Genomic DNA, 16956 nt, shown 5'->3' with positions numbered 1-16956 from the left:
TTAATTTGTGTGTATAAGTGACGCGATGGAAGGAAGGAATATGCCAACACTTCGCGACATTAACGTTGGTGAAGCTTGTACTGTTGTCAAGCTTACAGGCACGGGCGCCGTTAAGCGCCGCATCATGGACATGGGACTTACCAAGGGAACTAAGGTTTTGGTGCATAAAGTTGCGCCGCTTGGTGACCCAATTGAGGTAACCGTCCGTGGTTATGAGCTGACCCTGCGCAAAGATGAAGCTCAGGTAATTGAAGTAACCGACATTGTTACAGAAGCGTAGGTAGGCAATCATGGCAGATACGATTAACATTGCACTTGCTGGTAACCCTAACTGCGGTAAAACTACGCTGTTTAATGAACTAACGGGTTCCAACGGTTATGTAGGCAACTGGCCTGGCGTTACGGTCGAGAAAAAAGAGGCCACCTGGAAAAAGGACAAAAACGTTCTGTTTACTGACCTTCCTGGTATCTACTCAATGAGTCCCTACTCTCCGGAAGAAGTAGTTTCTCGTGACTTTGTTATTAACGAGAAGCCCGACGCGGTTATCAATCTTATTGATGTAACCAATATTGAGCGTAACCTGTATTTAGCAACTCAGATACTTGAGGCTGGCCGCCCTGTGGTTATTGGCCTTAACATGTGTGATTTGCTCAAGGAGCGCGGTGATGTTATTAACACCACGCTGCTGTCTGAGCGTTTGGGTGTAGACGTTCTTGAGGTGTCTGCCCTGCGCAACACCAACATTACTGAGCTGGTAAACGCTGCAATTGCTGTTGGTAAGCAAAACAAGGTCAGCCAGGGCATCAAGTTGTTTAGTCCTGAGGTTGAGTCTGCATTGGAGGCTATTGCTTCTGAAATTGAAGCTGACGTAGAGCCTCAAACTTTGCGTTGGTATTCCATCAAGTTGTTTGAGCGTGATGCAGAGGCAATTAAGCCGCTTAACCTTTCTGAAGAGCGTCTTGCCAAGATTGAAGCACATATTGCTCGCGTGGAAGAGGCACGTGATGATGACTCTGAGTCCATCATTACCTCTGATCGCTATGAGTGGATTACCACTATCATGAAAGAGTGTGTGACCAAGGCTCCTGCCAAGCTCACTATCTCTCAAAAGATTGATAAGGTTGTTACCTCTCGTTTGTTGGGTATTCCCATCTTTATTGCAGTCATGTCTTTCATGTACTGGTTTGCTTTGGTGGCTGTGGGTACTCCTGCAACTGACTGGGTTAACGATAAGCTTTTTGATGAGGGCTTCTTTGTCTCTGCTGCCGGCTCCAATGCCTACACTGAGGCTAAGGATGCTTGGGACGCTGAGCACTATGGCGATAAGGTAGATGGCTTTATTGCTGCTGCAGAAGAGGCTGGTGTTGACACCGAGGGTGTTGCAGACGCTGTTGCCGCAAAGGATACCGAGGCAATTAACAAGTTTGCCGCTGCTGCTAAGGAAGCTGGCGTTGTTGCTAAGGATGTGCCCATCCATGATGGGGATGGCAACCTCGTAGACGCTAATGATGAGCCTGTAACTAAGCTTGATGCTGAAGGCATGCCTGCCGATAAGAGCGTCCAGCTCCAAACCATTGAAAAGATTGATGCAGATGATTTTGTAACGGCTGCTGCAGCTTCTGCAGAAGAGCCTGCTGCTGAGGACTTTGAGGGCTATGTTCCTTCTATTCCTGCTGCCGTAGAAACCTGGCTTAATGGTGCTGGTGCATCTCCTATGGTTGTCTCTTTGGTTAAGGACGGCATTGTTGGTGGTGTAGGTGCTGTTTTGGGCTTTATTCCTCAGATGTTTGTCCTGTTTGTTTTGTTGTGCTTCCTTGAGGATTGCGGTTACATGAGCCGTGTTGCTTTTGTTATGGACCGTGTATTCCGTCGCTTTGGTTTGTCTGGTAAGTCCTTCATTCCTATGTTGGTTTCTTCCGGTTGTGGCGTTCCTGGTGTTTTGGCAACCAAGACCATCGAGAACGAGAATGACCGTCGCATGACTGCCATGCTTACTACCATGATTCCTTGTGGTGCAAAGCAGCCAATCATCGCTTTGGTTATGGGCGTTTTGCTAGGCGGCTCTAAGGCCTGGTGGATTGCTCCTATGTTCTACTTCTTAGGTCTTTTGTCCATTATTGTGTCTGCAATCATGCTCAAGAAGACCAAGCCCTTTGCGGGCGAGCCTGCTCCTTTTGTTATGGAGCTTCCTGATTACCACTTCCCAGCACTTAAGTCTTGGTGGCTGCATGTATGGGAGCGCGTAAGCGCTTACATCAAGAAGGCTGGTACCATCATCTTCTTGGCTGCTGTTGGTATTTGGGTTCTGTCTCGTTTTGGTTGGGCCAATTGGGATGGCGGAAGCGGCGCCTTTGGTTTCCTTGAGAGCATGGAGGGCGCTCCTAAGGAGTACATGGATCACTCCTTGCTGGCTGCTGTTGGTAGCTGGGTTGGTACTATTTTCATTCCTTTGGGCAACAATTCTTGGCAGGCTGCCTCTGCATCCATCTCTGCACTTATCGCTAAGGAGAACTTGGTTTCTACCTTTGGTGCTCTGTATGGTTTGGGCGATGCGGGCGAGAACTCCGTATCCATGTGGAATGGCTTTGCCAATATGTTTACCTTTGGTGGCACGCTGCATCTGGGCGCTATGCTGGCATTTGTTGCCTTCAATATGCTTAACGCTCCTTGCTTTGCTGCTATGGGTACCATCCGTAAGCAAATGGATGACCCCAAGTGGTTCTGGTTTGCCATTGGCTACGAGTGCGGCTTTGGTTGGGTAGTTGGTATGATTATTTACCAGCTGTATGATTGGTTTACCTTTGGTCATTTTGGCCTTTGGACCGTCATTGCCCTTATCGCTTTGGGTGGCATGCTATTCCAGCTGTTCCGCCCTATGCCAAAATGGGATAAGGCTGACGAGAAAATCTTGGACAAGCTTGCGTAACCTTACAACCTCTAGTTAGTCCCGTTCTAACTACGAGGGTGTGTGCAAGCACCTGGTCAAACTGAATATTCCTCGCATCATGACATTGCTGTTATGATGCGAGGTTTTTGTATAGGTAAAGACCGTGTTTTGAGTTGTTTGCGTCAGGTCTTTTTTGTGGGTAGAGATGGACTATACTATACGAACATATGTACGAAAATAAGACAACATATTCGCATGGCTATCTTAAATCCGACGAGGAGTGTATGTCTCGAGCGGTGAGTATTGCGCGAGAAATCTTGGCCAAAATTGCTGCTGGAGAGGTTAGTGCGTTTAGCAAGAAGGAGTATTGCGATAAGCCCCTTATACGTACGGGCAGGCAGTTGTTACAGGATAAGGAGCGGGACAAACCGCAGCCAACACCTCAGCGTATTTTAGAGATGCGTGGTTTAGCCAAACGAGCTGGATGGCATAGCTATCATTATGGGGGCTCTCAACTGTTTTATGAACAGGCGTCCTTTATGGCAGATTTTGAGGATGATTGTGACTACATCAGTCATTTTTCCTGCTATTACCCCACGTATGAAGATATGAGTAACTTGGATGCGCGCGCATATTTTAGCTGGCGTACCAAATTGAGAAACCATACCATTACTCATGCTCCACTCTCTTTTTTGTTTGTGTATGCCTATGAGCTGCTGTGTAAAGTAGGCGTGGCATCTGCTCAGCAAGCAATGGCTATGCTTGGCGTTTTGCGCGACAGCTTTTGCAAGGATGGAGCCAATAAGGTTCTTGATGCCTATCTGCAGGCCTGGATGTTGGATTTTGCCGTATGGCATGACTTGCCCTTAGAGTATGCCCATGCTTCTTTTATGCACTTCAACGCAGTATACGAGTTACGAGAGCTGGAACAAAAGCTTGTACAGGCGCAGCTTGCTCCCTCACAGGCCTCACAGATTAATGAGGCGCAGTTGTTTGAGCTATTGTGTAATGTGAGTTCATATCATTTAGAAAAATCAAAACTCTATGCCCTGTATCCCACATTGGTACAACAAGCGTGTGCACGTGTGTTTATCAAGATGGTTGATCACTGTAAAACGCGCAGGAAAACGGGGTATATCGACGGTCTGTTTGGGCCGGCTGTGCGTGAACCCTACACTATGTTTTCTGGCGCTGTTTTTTATACACCACAGACACATGCAGATCAAGTGCGAGCAACTCCTTGGCATGTGGTATATAGCTGTCATGATGGACGCTGGACTATTTCCAAGCCCTGCAAGGCCCAGAAGAAAAGCGCTGAGCTTGGTAATCTCTTGCATGAAATAGATGTAGCCTTGCGTCAGACCTTACAAGAGGTAACAGCGCTTAAGCCGCGCGAGATTCCAAAGTATCAACGCTCGTATGTTACTGAGGCAGTTCAGCAGGTAGTGGAAGAGAAAAACCGTATTGAGGCTGCTCAAGTAAGCATTAATCTAGACTCTTTAGCTGCTATTCGTAGCGATGCCGCTCAAATATGTGAGGTATTGTTAGTAGAGGAAGAACGCGCGCTTGAGCCTGAGTGTGAACCTGAGCTTGGGTCTGAGCGTGAACCTAAGATTGAGCTCGCGTTTGCAGCTCAAGCCTCAGAAGAGCCTCAGCAAATGGATTTATTGGTAGATGAAGCAGGTATGCCCTTAGAATCCAAAAAAAATAGTGCAGCAAACACAGAGCTTCTCGGCAATTACCAAAAGCGGCTGCTGCAAGCTGTCTTAGAAGGCAAACCTCTTCCAAAAGCAGATGTGGGTAGCATGCTCTCGGTTGAGGTTGACCATATCAATGAGCTACTCTATGAGCTGGTGGATGATGCCGTTTTAGAGTTTGATGGGCAGCAGGTAAGCTTGGTAGAGGACTATCGCAAAGACGTAGAGGAGTTTTTACGTGCCAACTAATTCAGTTCGTGTGCCTAAGCGCATTGCCGGCGTTCTTATCAATTCCCTTAAAGGTGGCGTAGTGCCGCGCGTGGGGTTGCCCTACATTACGGTTGGACGTAAGGATGAGATTGCTGCGCTGCTTCGTGATTTGTCTATGGTGGCGGATGGCGGTGCGTCATGCAGGTTTGTTGTTGGTCGCTACGGGAGTGGCAAGAGTTTTTTGCTGCAAACCATGCGTAATCATGCAATGGGAAACAATTTTGTAGTTGCCGATGCAGATCTTTCGCCCGAGCGTCGTCTTCAGGGAACGCGTGGTCAGGGGCTTGCTACCTACCGCGAGCTCATTTCAAACTTATCTACCAAAACGCGCCCAGAAGGTGGTGCACTTACGCTTATTTTGGATCGTTGGGTTACGACGGCTCAGTCCAAAGTGATTGCTACAGGAGTCTTGCCTGAAGACGCCCGTTTTGTAGATGAGGTTCAAAAGGAAATATATGCCTCATTGGCTGATTTGCAAGAGCTGGTACATGGTTTTGATTTTGCCAAGCTTTTATCGTCATATTTTCGTGCGTATATGGAGGGCAATGATGAGCTTAAAGCGCACGTTATCCGTTGGTTTAGGGGTGAGTATCGTACCAAGTCTGAAGCACGTGCCGAGCTTGGCGTAACAGCAATTATTACGGATGATGATTGGTATGACTATCTCAAGTTGTTTGCACGCTTCTTGCGTGGCGCCGGTTATGAAGGCCTGCTCATTCTCATAGATGAGCTGGTTAATCTGTATAAGATTCCTCATGCTGTCTCGAGGCAATACAATTATGAGAAGCTCTTAACCATATATAACGATGCTCTACAGGGCCGTGCTCAGTACCTTGGCATTATTATGGGTGGAACACCTCAGACAGTAGAGGATAGGCGTCGTGGTTTGTACTCGTATGAAGCGCTGCGCTCACGCTTGACGCAAGGGCGCTTTGGCCGTGAAGGAATGTCTGACCTGCTGGCTCCTGTTATTCGTTTAACAGCACTAACGCCTGAGGAGCTTCTGGTTCTTATCGAGAAACTCGCGGATATTCATGCGGGATTATTTGAATATGACCGCCGTCTTAATGAGGCTCAGTTAGCAAGATTTTTAGAGGTAGAACTATCCCGTGTAGGCGCACAAACACACATTACGCCTCGTGAAGTTATTCGCGATTTCATCGAGTTGCTAGACATCATGTTTCAAGACCCAACTGTGACGGTAGAGTCTCTTTTGGCAGATGGGTCTTTTGGACAGCACGGTTTTCTGGAAGCTACAACAAGTGGTGATTCTGGCAGTTCTGATTCTGGCGGCTCTTGTGGCACTTCAGATGAGGCATCGGGATTTGCCGAGTTCACCATCTAGGGTTTTTGCATAACATTTTGCCTACAAAACTGTAAAAAAGATAAATTAGTCTAACTTTTAGCAATATACTAGAGCAAGAGGTTTACTTAAGGTAACTTTTGCAACGGTATAGGGGCAAAGCATGGACGTGCAAAAAACAGTACAGACAGGTCAAAAAGATTTTATTTGCGTATCTGATGTATGTAAGAGCTACGGTCAGGCAGATGCCAAGGTAAGTGTTCTTACTGGTATTACCACCACCATACATCAGGGTGAGATGTGCGTTTTATTTGGGCCATCTGGCTCGGGTAAGTCCACCTTCCTTAACTTGCTTGGCGGTTTGGAATCGGCTGACTCTGGTTCTATTGTGGTGGGTGAGCAAGACATCACCCAACTGTCTGCTAAACAGCTGGTGGAGTATCGTCGCAAAGAATTAGGATTCATCTTCCAGTTTTATAACCTCATACCCGACTTAACCATTCGCGAGAATATCGAGGTAGGTGCCTACGTTTCCAAAGCTCCCTTACCCATAGATGAGCTGTTGCATAATTTGGGGCTTTGGGAACATCGAAATAAGTTTCCCAACCAGGTATCTGGTGGCCAACAACAACGCTGTTCCATTGGTCGTGCGCTGGTAAAAAATCCCCGTCTTTTGCTGTGTGACGAACCTACGGGGGCATTGGACTATACAACCTCCAAGGAAATCCTGCAGCTTATGGAACAGGTAAATCGTCAATATGGCTGCACTATGGTCATAGTTACTCATAACGATGCTATTAGGCATATGTCACATCATGTTTTGCGCTTGCATGACGGCCATTTGGTAGAGGATTACCTACAAACACAGCTGGTACCTGCTAAGGATTTGGAATGGTAGGTAGGTATGTCACCGCTTATTAAACGACTTCCGCGTGATTTTGTTCACAATTTAGGTAAGTACTTAGGATTGTTTTTCTTGCTCACCATTACCATTTCTATGGTGTCGAGCTTTCTGACGGGTGCAAGTTCCATTCAAAAACTCATTGCACAAAATAGAGCCATAAGCAATCTTGAAGACTTTTATATCACTACGCAGTTTAAGATTCCTCAAGACGTCATTACAAAGATTCAAAATCAGGGGTCTAACTGTAAGGTGTATGAGAACTTCTACACTGATGTTCAATTTACGGCTCCGGGAGCACACAAACAAACTACGGCGCGCCTGTTCAAAAAGCGTACCGACTTTAATAAGGTTAGCTATGTAGAGGGTAGGGCCCCACAACAAGACACAGAGATTGCTCTTTCGCGTACCTACTGCAATAACAACAATTTGCAGATTGGGGATAAGGTTTCTTTGGATGGGCATACGTTTACGATTACGGGTTTTGTGAGCCTGCCTGATTATCAAGTATTAGAAAAGAAAAATACAGATTTGCTCTTTGATGGAGTGACCTTTACCTTAGCCCAGGTTACCAATGAGGCATATAATCAGTTAGCAAAGATGTCTGTATATAGATACTCAGTCGTGTTGGATGACAAGACCATGAGCTTGAGTGATCGCGTGACGTATGAACGTGATGTGGCTCAATTGCTTACCAACAATCAGGTGTCTTTGATAGAGGTAATAGATAAAGAAGACAACAATGCCTATAGCTATGCCGATAAGGACCTTGTAGGAGACAAAAAAGGTTGGATAGTTGCAGGTGCAATCTTGTTGGTGGTAGTTTCATTTGTCTTTGTGGTGCTTACCAAGGCTACTATTCTATCTGAAAGTGCTGCTATTGGCACCCTTCTTGCTTCAGGCTATCGCAAGCGTGAGCTTATTGCGCACTACATGGTCTTGCCAACGCTTACGGGGCTGCTGGCAGCAGCGGTGGGCAATGGTATTTGCTACAGCGGTTTTGCTGAGTTTATGGCATCAAACTACTATCGGTCATATGACATCGTGTCCTTTACGCCGATTTTCTCGATAGAGATTTTTGTCTTTATGTCTGTTATACCAGTGCTTTTACTGATGAGCGTTAATTTTATTGGTATTGCTGCCAGCCTGAAGGCAACGCCATTGGAGTTTTTGCGCCAAGAAACGCGCCACCATACGCGCAGGAGCAAGCTGGTATTTCCGGACCGTTGGAAGTTTTTGCGCCGTTTTCGTGCGCGTGTTTTAGCAAGAAATGCGCCGCAGTTTCTTATTTTGTTTTTGGGAATTGTGTTTTCCAATATCTTGCTGCTTATGTGTCTGTGTATAGTGCCTTTGGTGGAAGAGTATGCTGCACAGATGACCAAGATGGTACCTGCGCAGCATATATATACGCTTAAGGCGCCGTTGGAGATTGATGTTACGCCTGCTCAGGCAGATGCCGCCTCCGCGCTTAGTATGTTGCATAAATATGAGCACCCAGAAGATGAGTTAAGCGCAGCTCGATACTACAATTTGCTCATGCGAGCATCCGCGTTAGAGTCTGATCCATATACTGCGGCTGGCCATCCTACAAACATGTATTCCAATGCAGCTAAGACTATCGAGAAGTCCGAGAAGTTTGCTGTGACAACGCTTGAAATACCACGTGCAATTTCTGGCAAAGGCGAGGAAGTGAGTGTATACGGAATTGATCTTAACTCTAATTACTGGAAGTATGATGTGTCGGGCGGCAAGATTGTTATTGGTCGCGGATTAGCACAAAAATGTGGCCTTGTACGAGGGGAGCAGTATACCTTTACGGATCGATATACCTCAGATACCTATGTGATTGCGCCTGATGTTATTGCAGGTAGTCAGACAGATATGAATGTGTATATGAGCCGCGCCACATGGTGTGAAATCTTTGGTAAGCCAGCTAATTACTTTAATGGATATGCTTCTAACAAACCACTGCTGTTGGATGAAACCTACCTTGTAGCGCAAACAACGCCTGACCAAATGGCTTCTGCAGGCGAGCAAATGAGCCTTTCTATGGGTGGCGTGCTTTCTATGCTTATGTGGGTTGCTATCCCCGTTTCTGTATTGCTTATTTTCTTGCTTACTAAAACAAGTATCGAGCAGTCTGCACGCTCTATCTCCTATATGAAGGTCTTTGGATATACCGAGAAGGAAATTCGCTCGTTATATTTGCATCCTATAACGCTTGCGGTTCTTGTATCTGAAGTGCTGTCCATTCCAGTAATCATTGCACTTGTGAATGAGCTTATGCGTCAAATGATGGCTGATTATGCGGGTAATTTCCCGCTCAATTATCGCCCAGAACTGCTTGCTCAAGTATTGGCAATTGGCATTGCAACGTATGTAGTGGCAGCTTGTATTCATATGTGGAATATCCACAAGGTCAGTCTAGCTGAGGCACTTAAAGTGTACGAGTAGTATACTACGAACAAGTGTACTATTTTGTTCGTAAGGAGTTGCGTATGTCAGATGTGTTTGAGCAATACGCTCCTTTTGTGCGTGACTTTATCTACGAGCATGAGTGGGAATCCTTGCGGGCGATTCAACTTGCTGCTGCAGATGCCATTTTCAATACTACGAGCAACGTATTACTTACCTCTTCTACCGCTTCTGGTAAAACTGAGGCAGCATTTTTCCCAATCCTTACTGAGTTGTGGGAGAATCCCCCCACTTCAGTGGGTGCTTTGTATATTAGCCCGCTTAAGGCGCTTATAAATGACCAATTCTATAGACTTGAAGATTTGTGTGCTCAGGCAGATATTCCAGTTTGGCATTGGCATGGGGATGTTTCTGCTTCTCATAAAGCAAAGCTGCTTAATCATCCTAGTGGTGTTTTGCAAATTACACCAGAGTCTCTTGAGGCACTACTTTTGCGGCGGCATGCAGCAATTCCAGCACTTTTTTATGATTTGCGGTATGTAGTTATAGATGAAATTCATTCACTGCTGCGCGGGGATCGTGGCATGCAAACACTTTGCTTGATTGAGCGCCTTTCTCGCTTGGCAGATGTTAATCCACGAAGAATTGGACTGTCTGCCACCATTGGTGATCCTCAGTCTATGGCTGCTGTTCTTGCGGCAGGTACAGGGCGTACAACCGTTATCCCCCGTGTGGTTGGACCTCGCCAAACCTGGCATCTTTCTATGGAGCATTTTTATACTTCTGGTCCTCAGGCAACAGAGTTGCACAAAGAGGCAGGTCAGCATCAAGATAGTAGTTCGCAAGCAGAACTATCATCAGAAAAAACAAATGGTGCGCCAGCGCTTGCCGATCCTGGCCTTGGTTATATTTACGAGCATACTCGTGGCAAAAAGTGTCTTGTCTTTTCTAATTCTCGGGAAGAGTGTGAGGCCGTTACGAGTACCTTGCGTTCGTATTGCGAGTATAACCACGAGCCAGATAGGTTTTTAATCCATCATGGCAATTTATCTTCTAGCTTTCGCGAGAGTGCAGAAAATCGTATGCGTGATGATGAAGAAGCGCTTACCACCTGTACTACAGCTACGTTGGAGCTTGGTATTGATATTGGTCGCTTGGAGCGGGCATTTCAAATAGATGCGCCCTTTACGGTTTCCAGCTTTTTGCAGCGTATGGGCCGTACGGGCAGGCGTGGTTTGCCACCAGAGATGTGGTTTGTCATGCGAGAAGATCAGCCAGAACCGCGTAGCTTGCTGCCTGAAACAATACCTTGGAAATTGCTACAGGGCATCGCGTTAGTGCAGTTATATACAGAAGAGCATTGGGTGGAGCCTGTACGAGAAGGGCGTTTACCCTACAGCTTGCTCTATCATCAAACCATGGCAGTATTGGCGTCTTCTGGGGATGTATCGCCAGCTCAATTGGCCCGTCTTGTACTTACGCTTTCTCCCTTTAAAAACGTGAGCACAGATGATTATAAGCTGTTGCTACGTCATCTGTTGCAAACAGAGCATATCCAGCAAACAGAAGAGGGCACCTTACTTCTTGGTTTAGCGGGGGAGCGTATTGTTAATACGTTTAGGTTTTACGGCGTATTTGTAGAAAACGAAGAATATACCGTTCGCAGTGAGAGTCAAGAATTGGGTACGGTAGTACAGCCGCCTCCCGTAGGAGAAAAACTTGCCATTGCTGGACAGGTTTGGTTGGTAGAAGAGCTCAACCATAAGCGTAGACTTGTCTACGTAACCATGGTTAAAGGTAAGGTACCTGCTTACTTTGGCAATGTTGCCGGAGATATTAATACGCGTATTTTGGAGCGTATGAAACAAGTATTGGTAGAGCAAATAGAGTATGCCTATGTGCGTCCACAAGCGCAGGCCCGTCTTGTGCAGGCACGCAATGTGGCGCGCATGGCTCGCCTTACCGATAAACCCTTAATCAATGTGGGTGGGGATACTTGGGCGCTATTTCCTTGGCTGGGAAGTTATGCATTCTTGGCATTAGAGCGCATTATAAAACGTAAACTCCCTGCTCATTTGGGTGTTAAGGGCATAGATGTGTGCCGTCCGTACTATATCCAGTTTAGGATGGACGCAACTCCAGAAGCGTTTATTGCTGCTCTTGCAGAAGTTGCGTCCACAAACTGTAATCCTGAGGAATTGCTCTTTGATTCAGAGGTTCCTGTGTTTGATAAGTACGATGAATATCTACCAAGCGAGCTTGTACGTAAGGGGTTTGCCCACGGCGTGCTTGATGTATCAGGTGCTTGCGCACGCATTATGCAGTGGGCACAAAGTCAGCTCAGGTAGCTAAGGCCTGAGTGCGGCAGGCTCTTATATGCGTGCTTGATTGCTTATTCCTCTTTCTAATCCTGCTTTTGCTGGGTGGCTTCACGGCGTTCATCTGCACCACGGCGATTATCGCCCTCAATTGCTTGGATGGGCGCAATGTCTTGTGTGGTTTCAAGAGCTCCTAGATAGGTACCATCTTGGTCGCGTACAGCAAAATAGCGAATATACAAAAACTTGCCATGTAGATGAATCCAAAACTCGTATGAATCACGCGCACCGCTCTTAAAGTCATCAAATACCTGATGTACCATTGCTTGGCTGCGCGGTGGGTGGCAGTCATATACGTCACGGCCCAAACAACTCATGGGACGAGGAAAGGCACGCGTATCTCCGTGGCTAAAGTAGCGGGTCTTATCGTCTGCATCCACAAAGGTAATGTCAAGTGGGATGGTGTTAAGAACTGCGTCGAGTTGTGCAGCAGTAAACTCACCAGTGGAAAGCTTGATTTTCTCAACAGTCGTGGTGGGTTTTGTTTCAGAGCTTGCAGCTGCTGCGTGCTTCTTTTCCATTTCACGTACGGCAGCATCGGCAAGATCCATTGCGCTGGCACGCCACGTTGGCGGCTGAGGGATAAACGCCCAACCATATTCCTCTTCTTCGCTTGCAATTTGAGTCCAGTCGCGCGCGGTAAGTGTTTCCAAAGACAGAGGAATTAGTACGTTTTCCTCTTTGCTTACCATGGATTCCATACCATCTACGGCTTCGGTTAGGGGGGTAACTACGCGTTCAATAAAGAGCTTGGCAGGAACAAGGAGTGCGCGTTCAGAACTGTGACGTGCAGCGGCAAGAGCTTCACGCACTTCATCATCCTTTGCCCACATCACCTTAGAAGGGCCAGAAATGTCATTCTTTTCTAGATGGGGAAAGAGGAGCTCTTCCTTGCGTTTGTAATGAATGGATACGGGGGCAAGAAACTCAATATCATCGACGATTTTTTTGGCAAGTTGAGGATCACGTACATCTTCACTCATGGCATGTACACGCTCAATATCTGCGCGAACTTGGACAATGCGCTCAATAATCTTTTTATTTTCTGCACGCATGGTATGCACAGGATGACCAGGCTTTTCTTCGGGAGAACCAGAGAGAGGTGCGCAGGTTACTGCTCCTTCAAACAAGGCGGCATGTACATTGCAGAGCTGCTGCACGCGTTCAACGGGAGTGCCAGCGGCAATGAGTTCTTGCTCTGCCTCGGCAATTTCAGAGCCTGTTACTCCAGCAAAAGCTGCCGCAAAGTCTTTCTGTACACGTTCAAGCGCCTCGCCCTTATCGAGACGCTCGAGGTATGAGCTGAGTTGAGCCTTGCGCTGTGCGGCAGAAGCGGGCTTCGCAGCTTGCTTGGATGCGGGTGAGCTGGCGGCTTGAGGAGCTGCCTTAGAAGAGGTGCTTGTAGCAGTAGCATACGGGGTGTCATCTTCACCAAGTACGGTAAAGCCGGCCGCCACAAACGCATCTACTACGTCAGAAAGCTCAAGGTGCTTGTATTCGCAGCCGCGGGGGATGGTCATAAAGCGACCCATAGACTGCAAGCGTCCAGGTTTAGTAATCTCGTCAAAACCAATGCTTGCCATAAGATCTTTAACTTCGGGGTAGTTTTTGCAGAGGTCGTACACGGATGATGTGAGCGAAATAATCTTATCCATAGCTGCTCCTTAGTGCTGATGGGGAATGCTTTGTAACATGGTTTACTCTACGGACAGCAATCCCTTCAAACATTGCGTACACGCAACGTTTGGGCTTCCTCACAAAGTCTCTGTATATCCTACCAAAGTAGGGGTATTTTAAAATCGCACGAGGTACAACGAGTACAAGATTATGGAAGGAATTGTCATGCAAGATACAAGCAATGCTACGACGGTTGTAGGTGGCCAGCCAGAAGGCCCTATAAAGAACATTTCCATTGCGCAGCCAGTGGTTCTTAAAGATCAAGTTGTGTATGCAGACGGCCAGATAGTAAGCAAGACGCTTGCTCAAAATAATCAGGTAAGCATCACGCTTTTCTCGTTTGGTGCAGGGGAGGAAATTGCTTCTCATAAGGCTGGTGGTGATGCCTTTGTAACAGTATTGGATGGACAAGGCGTTATTACCATTGATGATGCCGAGCATTCCCTTACAGAAGGACAGTCCATTGTGATGCCTTTGGGTCATCCGCATGCTGTGCGTGCCGTTAGCAATTTTAAGATGCTTTTAGTAGTTGTGTATCCTTCTGAATCATAAGTTTTCAAGAAATACGTGGATAGAGGCTCTGGCGCTCAGCGTGATATAGAGAGTTTTTCACATTTTTTAAAATTGTACTGTACAAAAGTTAGTCATGGTGTACTATACGGATTATAAAAAGTTAACTAACGGTGACACTTTAACGTGAGCTCCAGCAAAGTGCAGGTAGATTGCGAGTCACCGATTAAAGAGGCGATATAACATGAGTGAAATCATTGATGTTCTTGCACGTGAAGTACTTGATTCTCGTGGCAACCCTACTGTTGAGGTAGAAGTCCTTTTGGAGGATGGCGCTTTTGGTAGGGCAATGGTTCCATCTGGTGCATCTACAGGCGAATTTGAGGCAGTAGAGCTTCGCGATGGCGATAAGAGCCGTTACCTTGGTAAGGGAGTACTGAGCGCGGTTGCTCATGTCAATACTGAACTGCGCAGTGCTATCGTGGGCATGGATGCAAGTGATCAGCGCGCTGTAGACGCAGCACTTATTGCTGCAGACGGCACAAGCAACAAAGCTAACTTTGGTGCTAATGCAATTCTTGGCTGTTCCTTGGCAGTTGCTCGCGCTGCAGCTCAGTCTGCTGGCTTGCCCTTGTATGCTTACTTAGGCGGCGCAAATGGTCACACGTTGCCCATCCCTATGATGAACGTACTTAATGGTGGCGTTCATGCAGATAATAACGTGGACTTCCAAGAGTTTATGATTATGCCCGTTGGCGCTCCAAACTTCCGCGAAGCACTTCGTTGGTGTGCCGAGGTCTATCACACCCTTAAGGATGTGCTTAAGGAATCTGGTCTTTCTACTGGTGTTGGTGATGAGGGTGGCTTTGCTCCCAACTTAGCCAATAATGCCGAGCCTTTTGAGTACCTCATGAAGGCTGTTACGCGCGCTGGCTTTACCCCTGGTAAGGAGTTCATGTTTGCCATGGATCCTGCTACCAGCGAGGTGTATGACAAAGAGCGCGGCGTATACGTGCTCAAGGGTGAGGGTCGCGAGCTTACCAGTTCTCAGTTGGTGGATTACTGGGAGGAGCTTGTTGCTCAATATCCCATCATCTCCATTGAAGATGGCCTAGCAGAAGAAGACTGGAATGGCTGGATTGAGCTTACCCAGCGTTTGGGCAAGCGTGTGCAGCTTGTTGGCGATGACTTGTTTGTAACCAACACTCAGCGTCTCGAGAAGGGCATTGAGGTTGGAGCTGCAAACTCCATTCTGATTAAGGTCAACCAAATTGGCACGCTTACCGAGACTCTTGATGCTATAGAGACTGCTAAGCGCGCTGGGTATACCGCAGTTGTATCTCATCGTTCGGGCGAGACTGAGGATACTACCATTGCAGATTTGGCGGTTGCTGTTAATGCAGGTCAAATCAAGACTGGTGCACCTTGTCGCTCTGATCGTGTAGCTAAGTACAACCAACTTCTCCGCATTGAAGATGCCCTTGAGTCTTCTGCAGAGTTTGGTGGTAGTAAGGCATTTTATAACCTGCGTTAATGTGAGTTCATTCGTTTACCCCTGTCGAATCAAGATTAACTCCTCTCCTAAACGTCTTGAGTTCGACCACTTTAGCGCCGGTGGTGTTCCTCCTTCCTTCACCACCGGCGCTCTTTTTGTATTCATTCGCAGTTCTTGCTAGTTTATGCGGCATCTTGGGTTGGAGGTTTGCTTGAGCGGTACCAGTATTTTGAATGTCCGTGGCGATTCAGAATATGTATCTTCACTTACGCCTTACGAACCTCTGCTCTGTCATGCTTTTATTGCTACCTTTGTTTGCTGTGCTTCTGGTGTTATTGCAGGAGTAAAGCCTGCTGCCTTGTTTAACTTTAGGCCTGAAGCTGCCTGTTGTGCTTGGCAAGGCTCTCGTCTGCGTGCAAAAACGTGCGAGCTTTTTCGGCTGTTTACCAAAGAAATCTCTGCACATGGTGTAAGCCTTATGACAGTGGGCACCTGTCATGGTCGCATGGCTCTTGTGGCATACCGCCCAGAACTCATAGATGAGCTTCTTCAGGATTCTGACATCTGTGCATTTTTGGATAACGCTGGGTATCCCACTACTTCATCTAGGCAGCTTATGCGCGCCTTTAGGCTGCGGTTAGCTCGTTATTATCAAGCAAAAACTCTTAAAACGTATGTTTCCGAGGATGTAGTAAACGGTGCATCTGCCGTGACGCCTTCCGTTGAGTTTCCGCATGAAATGGGTGTGGTGTTTGGCTATCCACTTGAGGACGTGCTTGGGTTTATTCACAAGCAGCCACATACCTGTAGAGGCGCCTGGTGTGCCTATGGAAATGCCGAGCTTGCGCGTCAACGCTTTGAGCGGCTTGCGCAATCGGAAGGTGCTTGCCTCAGACGCTTTAGATCGGGCAGCAGTCTTGTAGAACTTCTCGCCAGTTAACCTGCACTGGATACCTAGAACTAAGCAGGAAGGTCATGTAGTTGTTAGACGGCAAAAAGGAAAGCCGACTACATAAAGAAGGAGGAAGTTATGAGTAAGGTAGCAGTTGTTTTTTGGAGCCAGACCGGCAATACCGAGGCCATGGCTCAGGCTTTGGCTCAGGGTGCCGACACTGATGTAATTGATTACAGTGATTTCTCTGGAGCAAAGGTAGCTGACTACGACGCATTTGCTTTTGGCTGCCCCGCAATGGGTGACGAGGAGCTTGACCCTGACTTTGAGGAGCTTTGGGACGAGTGCGTTGGCGAGTTTGGCGATAAGCCCGTGGTACTGTTTGGTTCGTATGACTGGGGTACGGGCGAGTGGATGGATAGCTGGAAGGAGCGCGCTGAGGCTGCTGGCGTTAATGTTATTGATACGATTATCGCTAACCTTGAGCCTGAGGATGACGCTCTTGACGCTCTTCGTGCTGCTGGCGAGAA

General features: G+C 47.2%; 12 protein-coding genes. 11 read left to right on the top strand and 1 reads right to left on the bottom strand.

From position 1 onward, the window contains the following. Positions 1 to 40: 40 nt before the first annotated feature. The 7 genes from SPD80_RS04555 (at position 41) to SPD80_RS04525 (ending at position 11822) form a co-directional block, all read left to right on the top strand. Entirely contained in the window at positions 41 to 280 is a 240-nt protein-coding gene (locus SPD80_RS04555; RefSeq protein WP_320604198.1) for a ferrous iron transport protein A, read from the top strand. A 10-nt stretch (positions 281 to 290) separates the two neighbouring features. Continuing rightward, positions 291 to 2927 carry a ferrous iron transporter B gene (gene feoB / locus SPD80_RS04550; RefSeq protein ID WP_320828674.1) on the top strand — a complete coding sequence of 879 codons (2637 nt, stop codon included), beginning with the start codon at positions 291 to 293 and terminating at the stop codon, positions 2925 to 2927. Positions 2928 to 3172: 245 nt separating this feature from the next. Beyond that, the gene (locus SPD80_RS04545; protein WP_320828673.1) at positions 3173 to 4834 is read left to right on the top strand and encodes a TerB N-terminal domain-containing protein; all 1662 of its coding nucleotides are present in this window, start codon (positions 3173 to 3175) and stop codon (positions 4832 to 4834) included. Further along, positions 4824 to 6200 (top strand): ATP-binding protein, encoded by a 1377-nt coding sequence (locus SPD80_RS04540; protein ID WP_320828672.1) that lies wholly within the window; start codon positions 4824 to 4826, stop codon positions 6198 to 6200. Before SPD80_RS04545 ends, SPD80_RS04540 begins: the two co-directional genes overlap by 11 nt. A 121-nt stretch (positions 6201 to 6321) precedes the next feature. Then, entirely contained in the window at positions 6322 to 7056 is a 735-nt protein-coding gene (locus SPD80_RS04535) for an ABC transporter ATP-binding protein (protein ID WP_320604207.1), read from the top strand. A gap of 6 nt (positions 7057 to 7062) precedes the next feature. Then, entirely contained in the window at positions 7063 to 9513 is a 2451-nt protein-coding gene (locus SPD80_RS04530; RefSeq protein WP_320828671.1) for an ABC transporter permease, read from the top strand. A gap of 44 nt (positions 9514 to 9557) precedes the next feature. After that, positions 9558 to 11822: a DEAD/DEAH box helicase gene (locus SPD80_RS04525; protein ID WP_320828670.1), complete on the top strand. Its 2265-nt coding sequence runs from the start codon at positions 9558 to 9560 to the stop codon at positions 11820 to 11822. A gap of 56 nt (positions 11823 to 11878) precedes the next feature. Here the strand turns inward: SPD80_RS04525 and SPD80_RS04520 are convergent, their stop codons facing one another. Further along, positions 11879 to 13507, bottom strand: a complete 1629-nt coding sequence (locus SPD80_RS04520; RefSeq protein ID WP_320828668.1) for a DUF438 domain-containing protein — start codon at positions 13505 to 13507, stop codon at positions 11879 to 11881. 187 nt (positions 13508 to 13694) lie between these two features. Between SPD80_RS04520 and SPD80_RS04515 the strand changes: the two genes are divergently transcribed. The 4 genes from SPD80_RS04515 to SPD80_RS04500 form a co-directional block, all read left to right on the top strand. Further along, positions 13695 to 14081 carry a cupin domain-containing protein gene (locus SPD80_RS04515; protein WP_320604215.1) on the top strand — a complete coding sequence of 129 codons (387 nt, stop codon included), beginning with the start codon at positions 13695 to 13697 and terminating at the stop codon, positions 14079 to 14081. 202 nt (positions 14082 to 14283) lie between these two features. Beyond that, entirely contained in the window at positions 14284 to 15573 is a 1290-nt protein-coding gene (gene eno, locus SPD80_RS04510; protein WP_320604217.1) for a phosphopyruvate hydratase, read from the top strand. A gap of 172 nt (positions 15574 to 15745) precedes the next feature. Continuing rightward, the gene (locus tag SPD80_RS04505; protein WP_320604219.1) at positions 15746 to 16474 is read left to right on the top strand and encodes a DUF3793 family protein; all 729 of its coding nucleotides are present in this window, start codon (positions 15746 to 15748) and stop codon (positions 16472 to 16474) included. A gap of 90 nt (positions 16475 to 16564) precedes the next feature. After that, positions 16565 to 16956: flavodoxin domain-containing protein (locus tag SPD80_RS04500; protein ID WP_320828666.1), on the top strand; the 392-nt coding region annotated here is incomplete at its 3' end.

The sequence above is a fragment of the Atopobium sp. genome (assembly GCF_034113385.1).
Taxonomy (GTDB): Bacteria; Actinomycetota; Coriobacteriia; order Coriobacteriales; family Atopobiaceae; genus Atopobium.
This window is presented reverse-complemented; position numbering and strand designations above follow the sequence as displayed.

Coding starts and splice junctions, on each gene's coding strand:
- SPD80_RS04555 (WP_320604198.1), top strand. CDS start 41: ATGCCAACACTTCGCGACATTAACGTTGGTGAAGCTTGTACTGTTGTC.
- feoB (WP_320828674.1), top strand. CDS start 291: ATGGCAGATACGATTAACATTGCACTTGCTGGTAACCCTAACTGCGGT.
- SPD80_RS04515 (WP_320604215.1), top strand. CDS start 13,695: ATGCAAGATACAAGCAATGCTACGACGGTTGTAGGTGGCCAGCCAGAA.
- SPD80_RS04545 (WP_320828673.1), top strand. CDS start 3,173: ATGTCTCGAGCGGTGAGTATTGCGCGAGAAATCTTGGCCAAAATTGCT.
- SPD80_RS04520 (WP_320828668.1), bottom strand. CDS start 13,507: ATGGATAAGATTATTTCGCTCACATCATCCGTGTACGACCTCTGCAAA.
- eno (WP_320604217.1), top strand. CDS start 14,284: ATGAGTGAAATCATTGATGTTCTTGCACGTGAAGTACTTGATTCTCGT.
- SPD80_RS04530 (WP_320828671.1), top strand. CDS start 7,063: ATGTCACCGCTTATTAAACGACTTCCGCGTGATTTTGTTCACAATTTA.
- SPD80_RS04525 (WP_320828670.1), top strand. CDS start 9,558: ATGTCAGATGTGTTTGAGCAATACGCTCCTTTTGTGCGTGACTTTATC.
- SPD80_RS04535 (WP_320604207.1), top strand. CDS start 6,322: ATGGACGTGCAAAAAACAGTACAGACAGGTCAAAAAGATTTTATTTGC.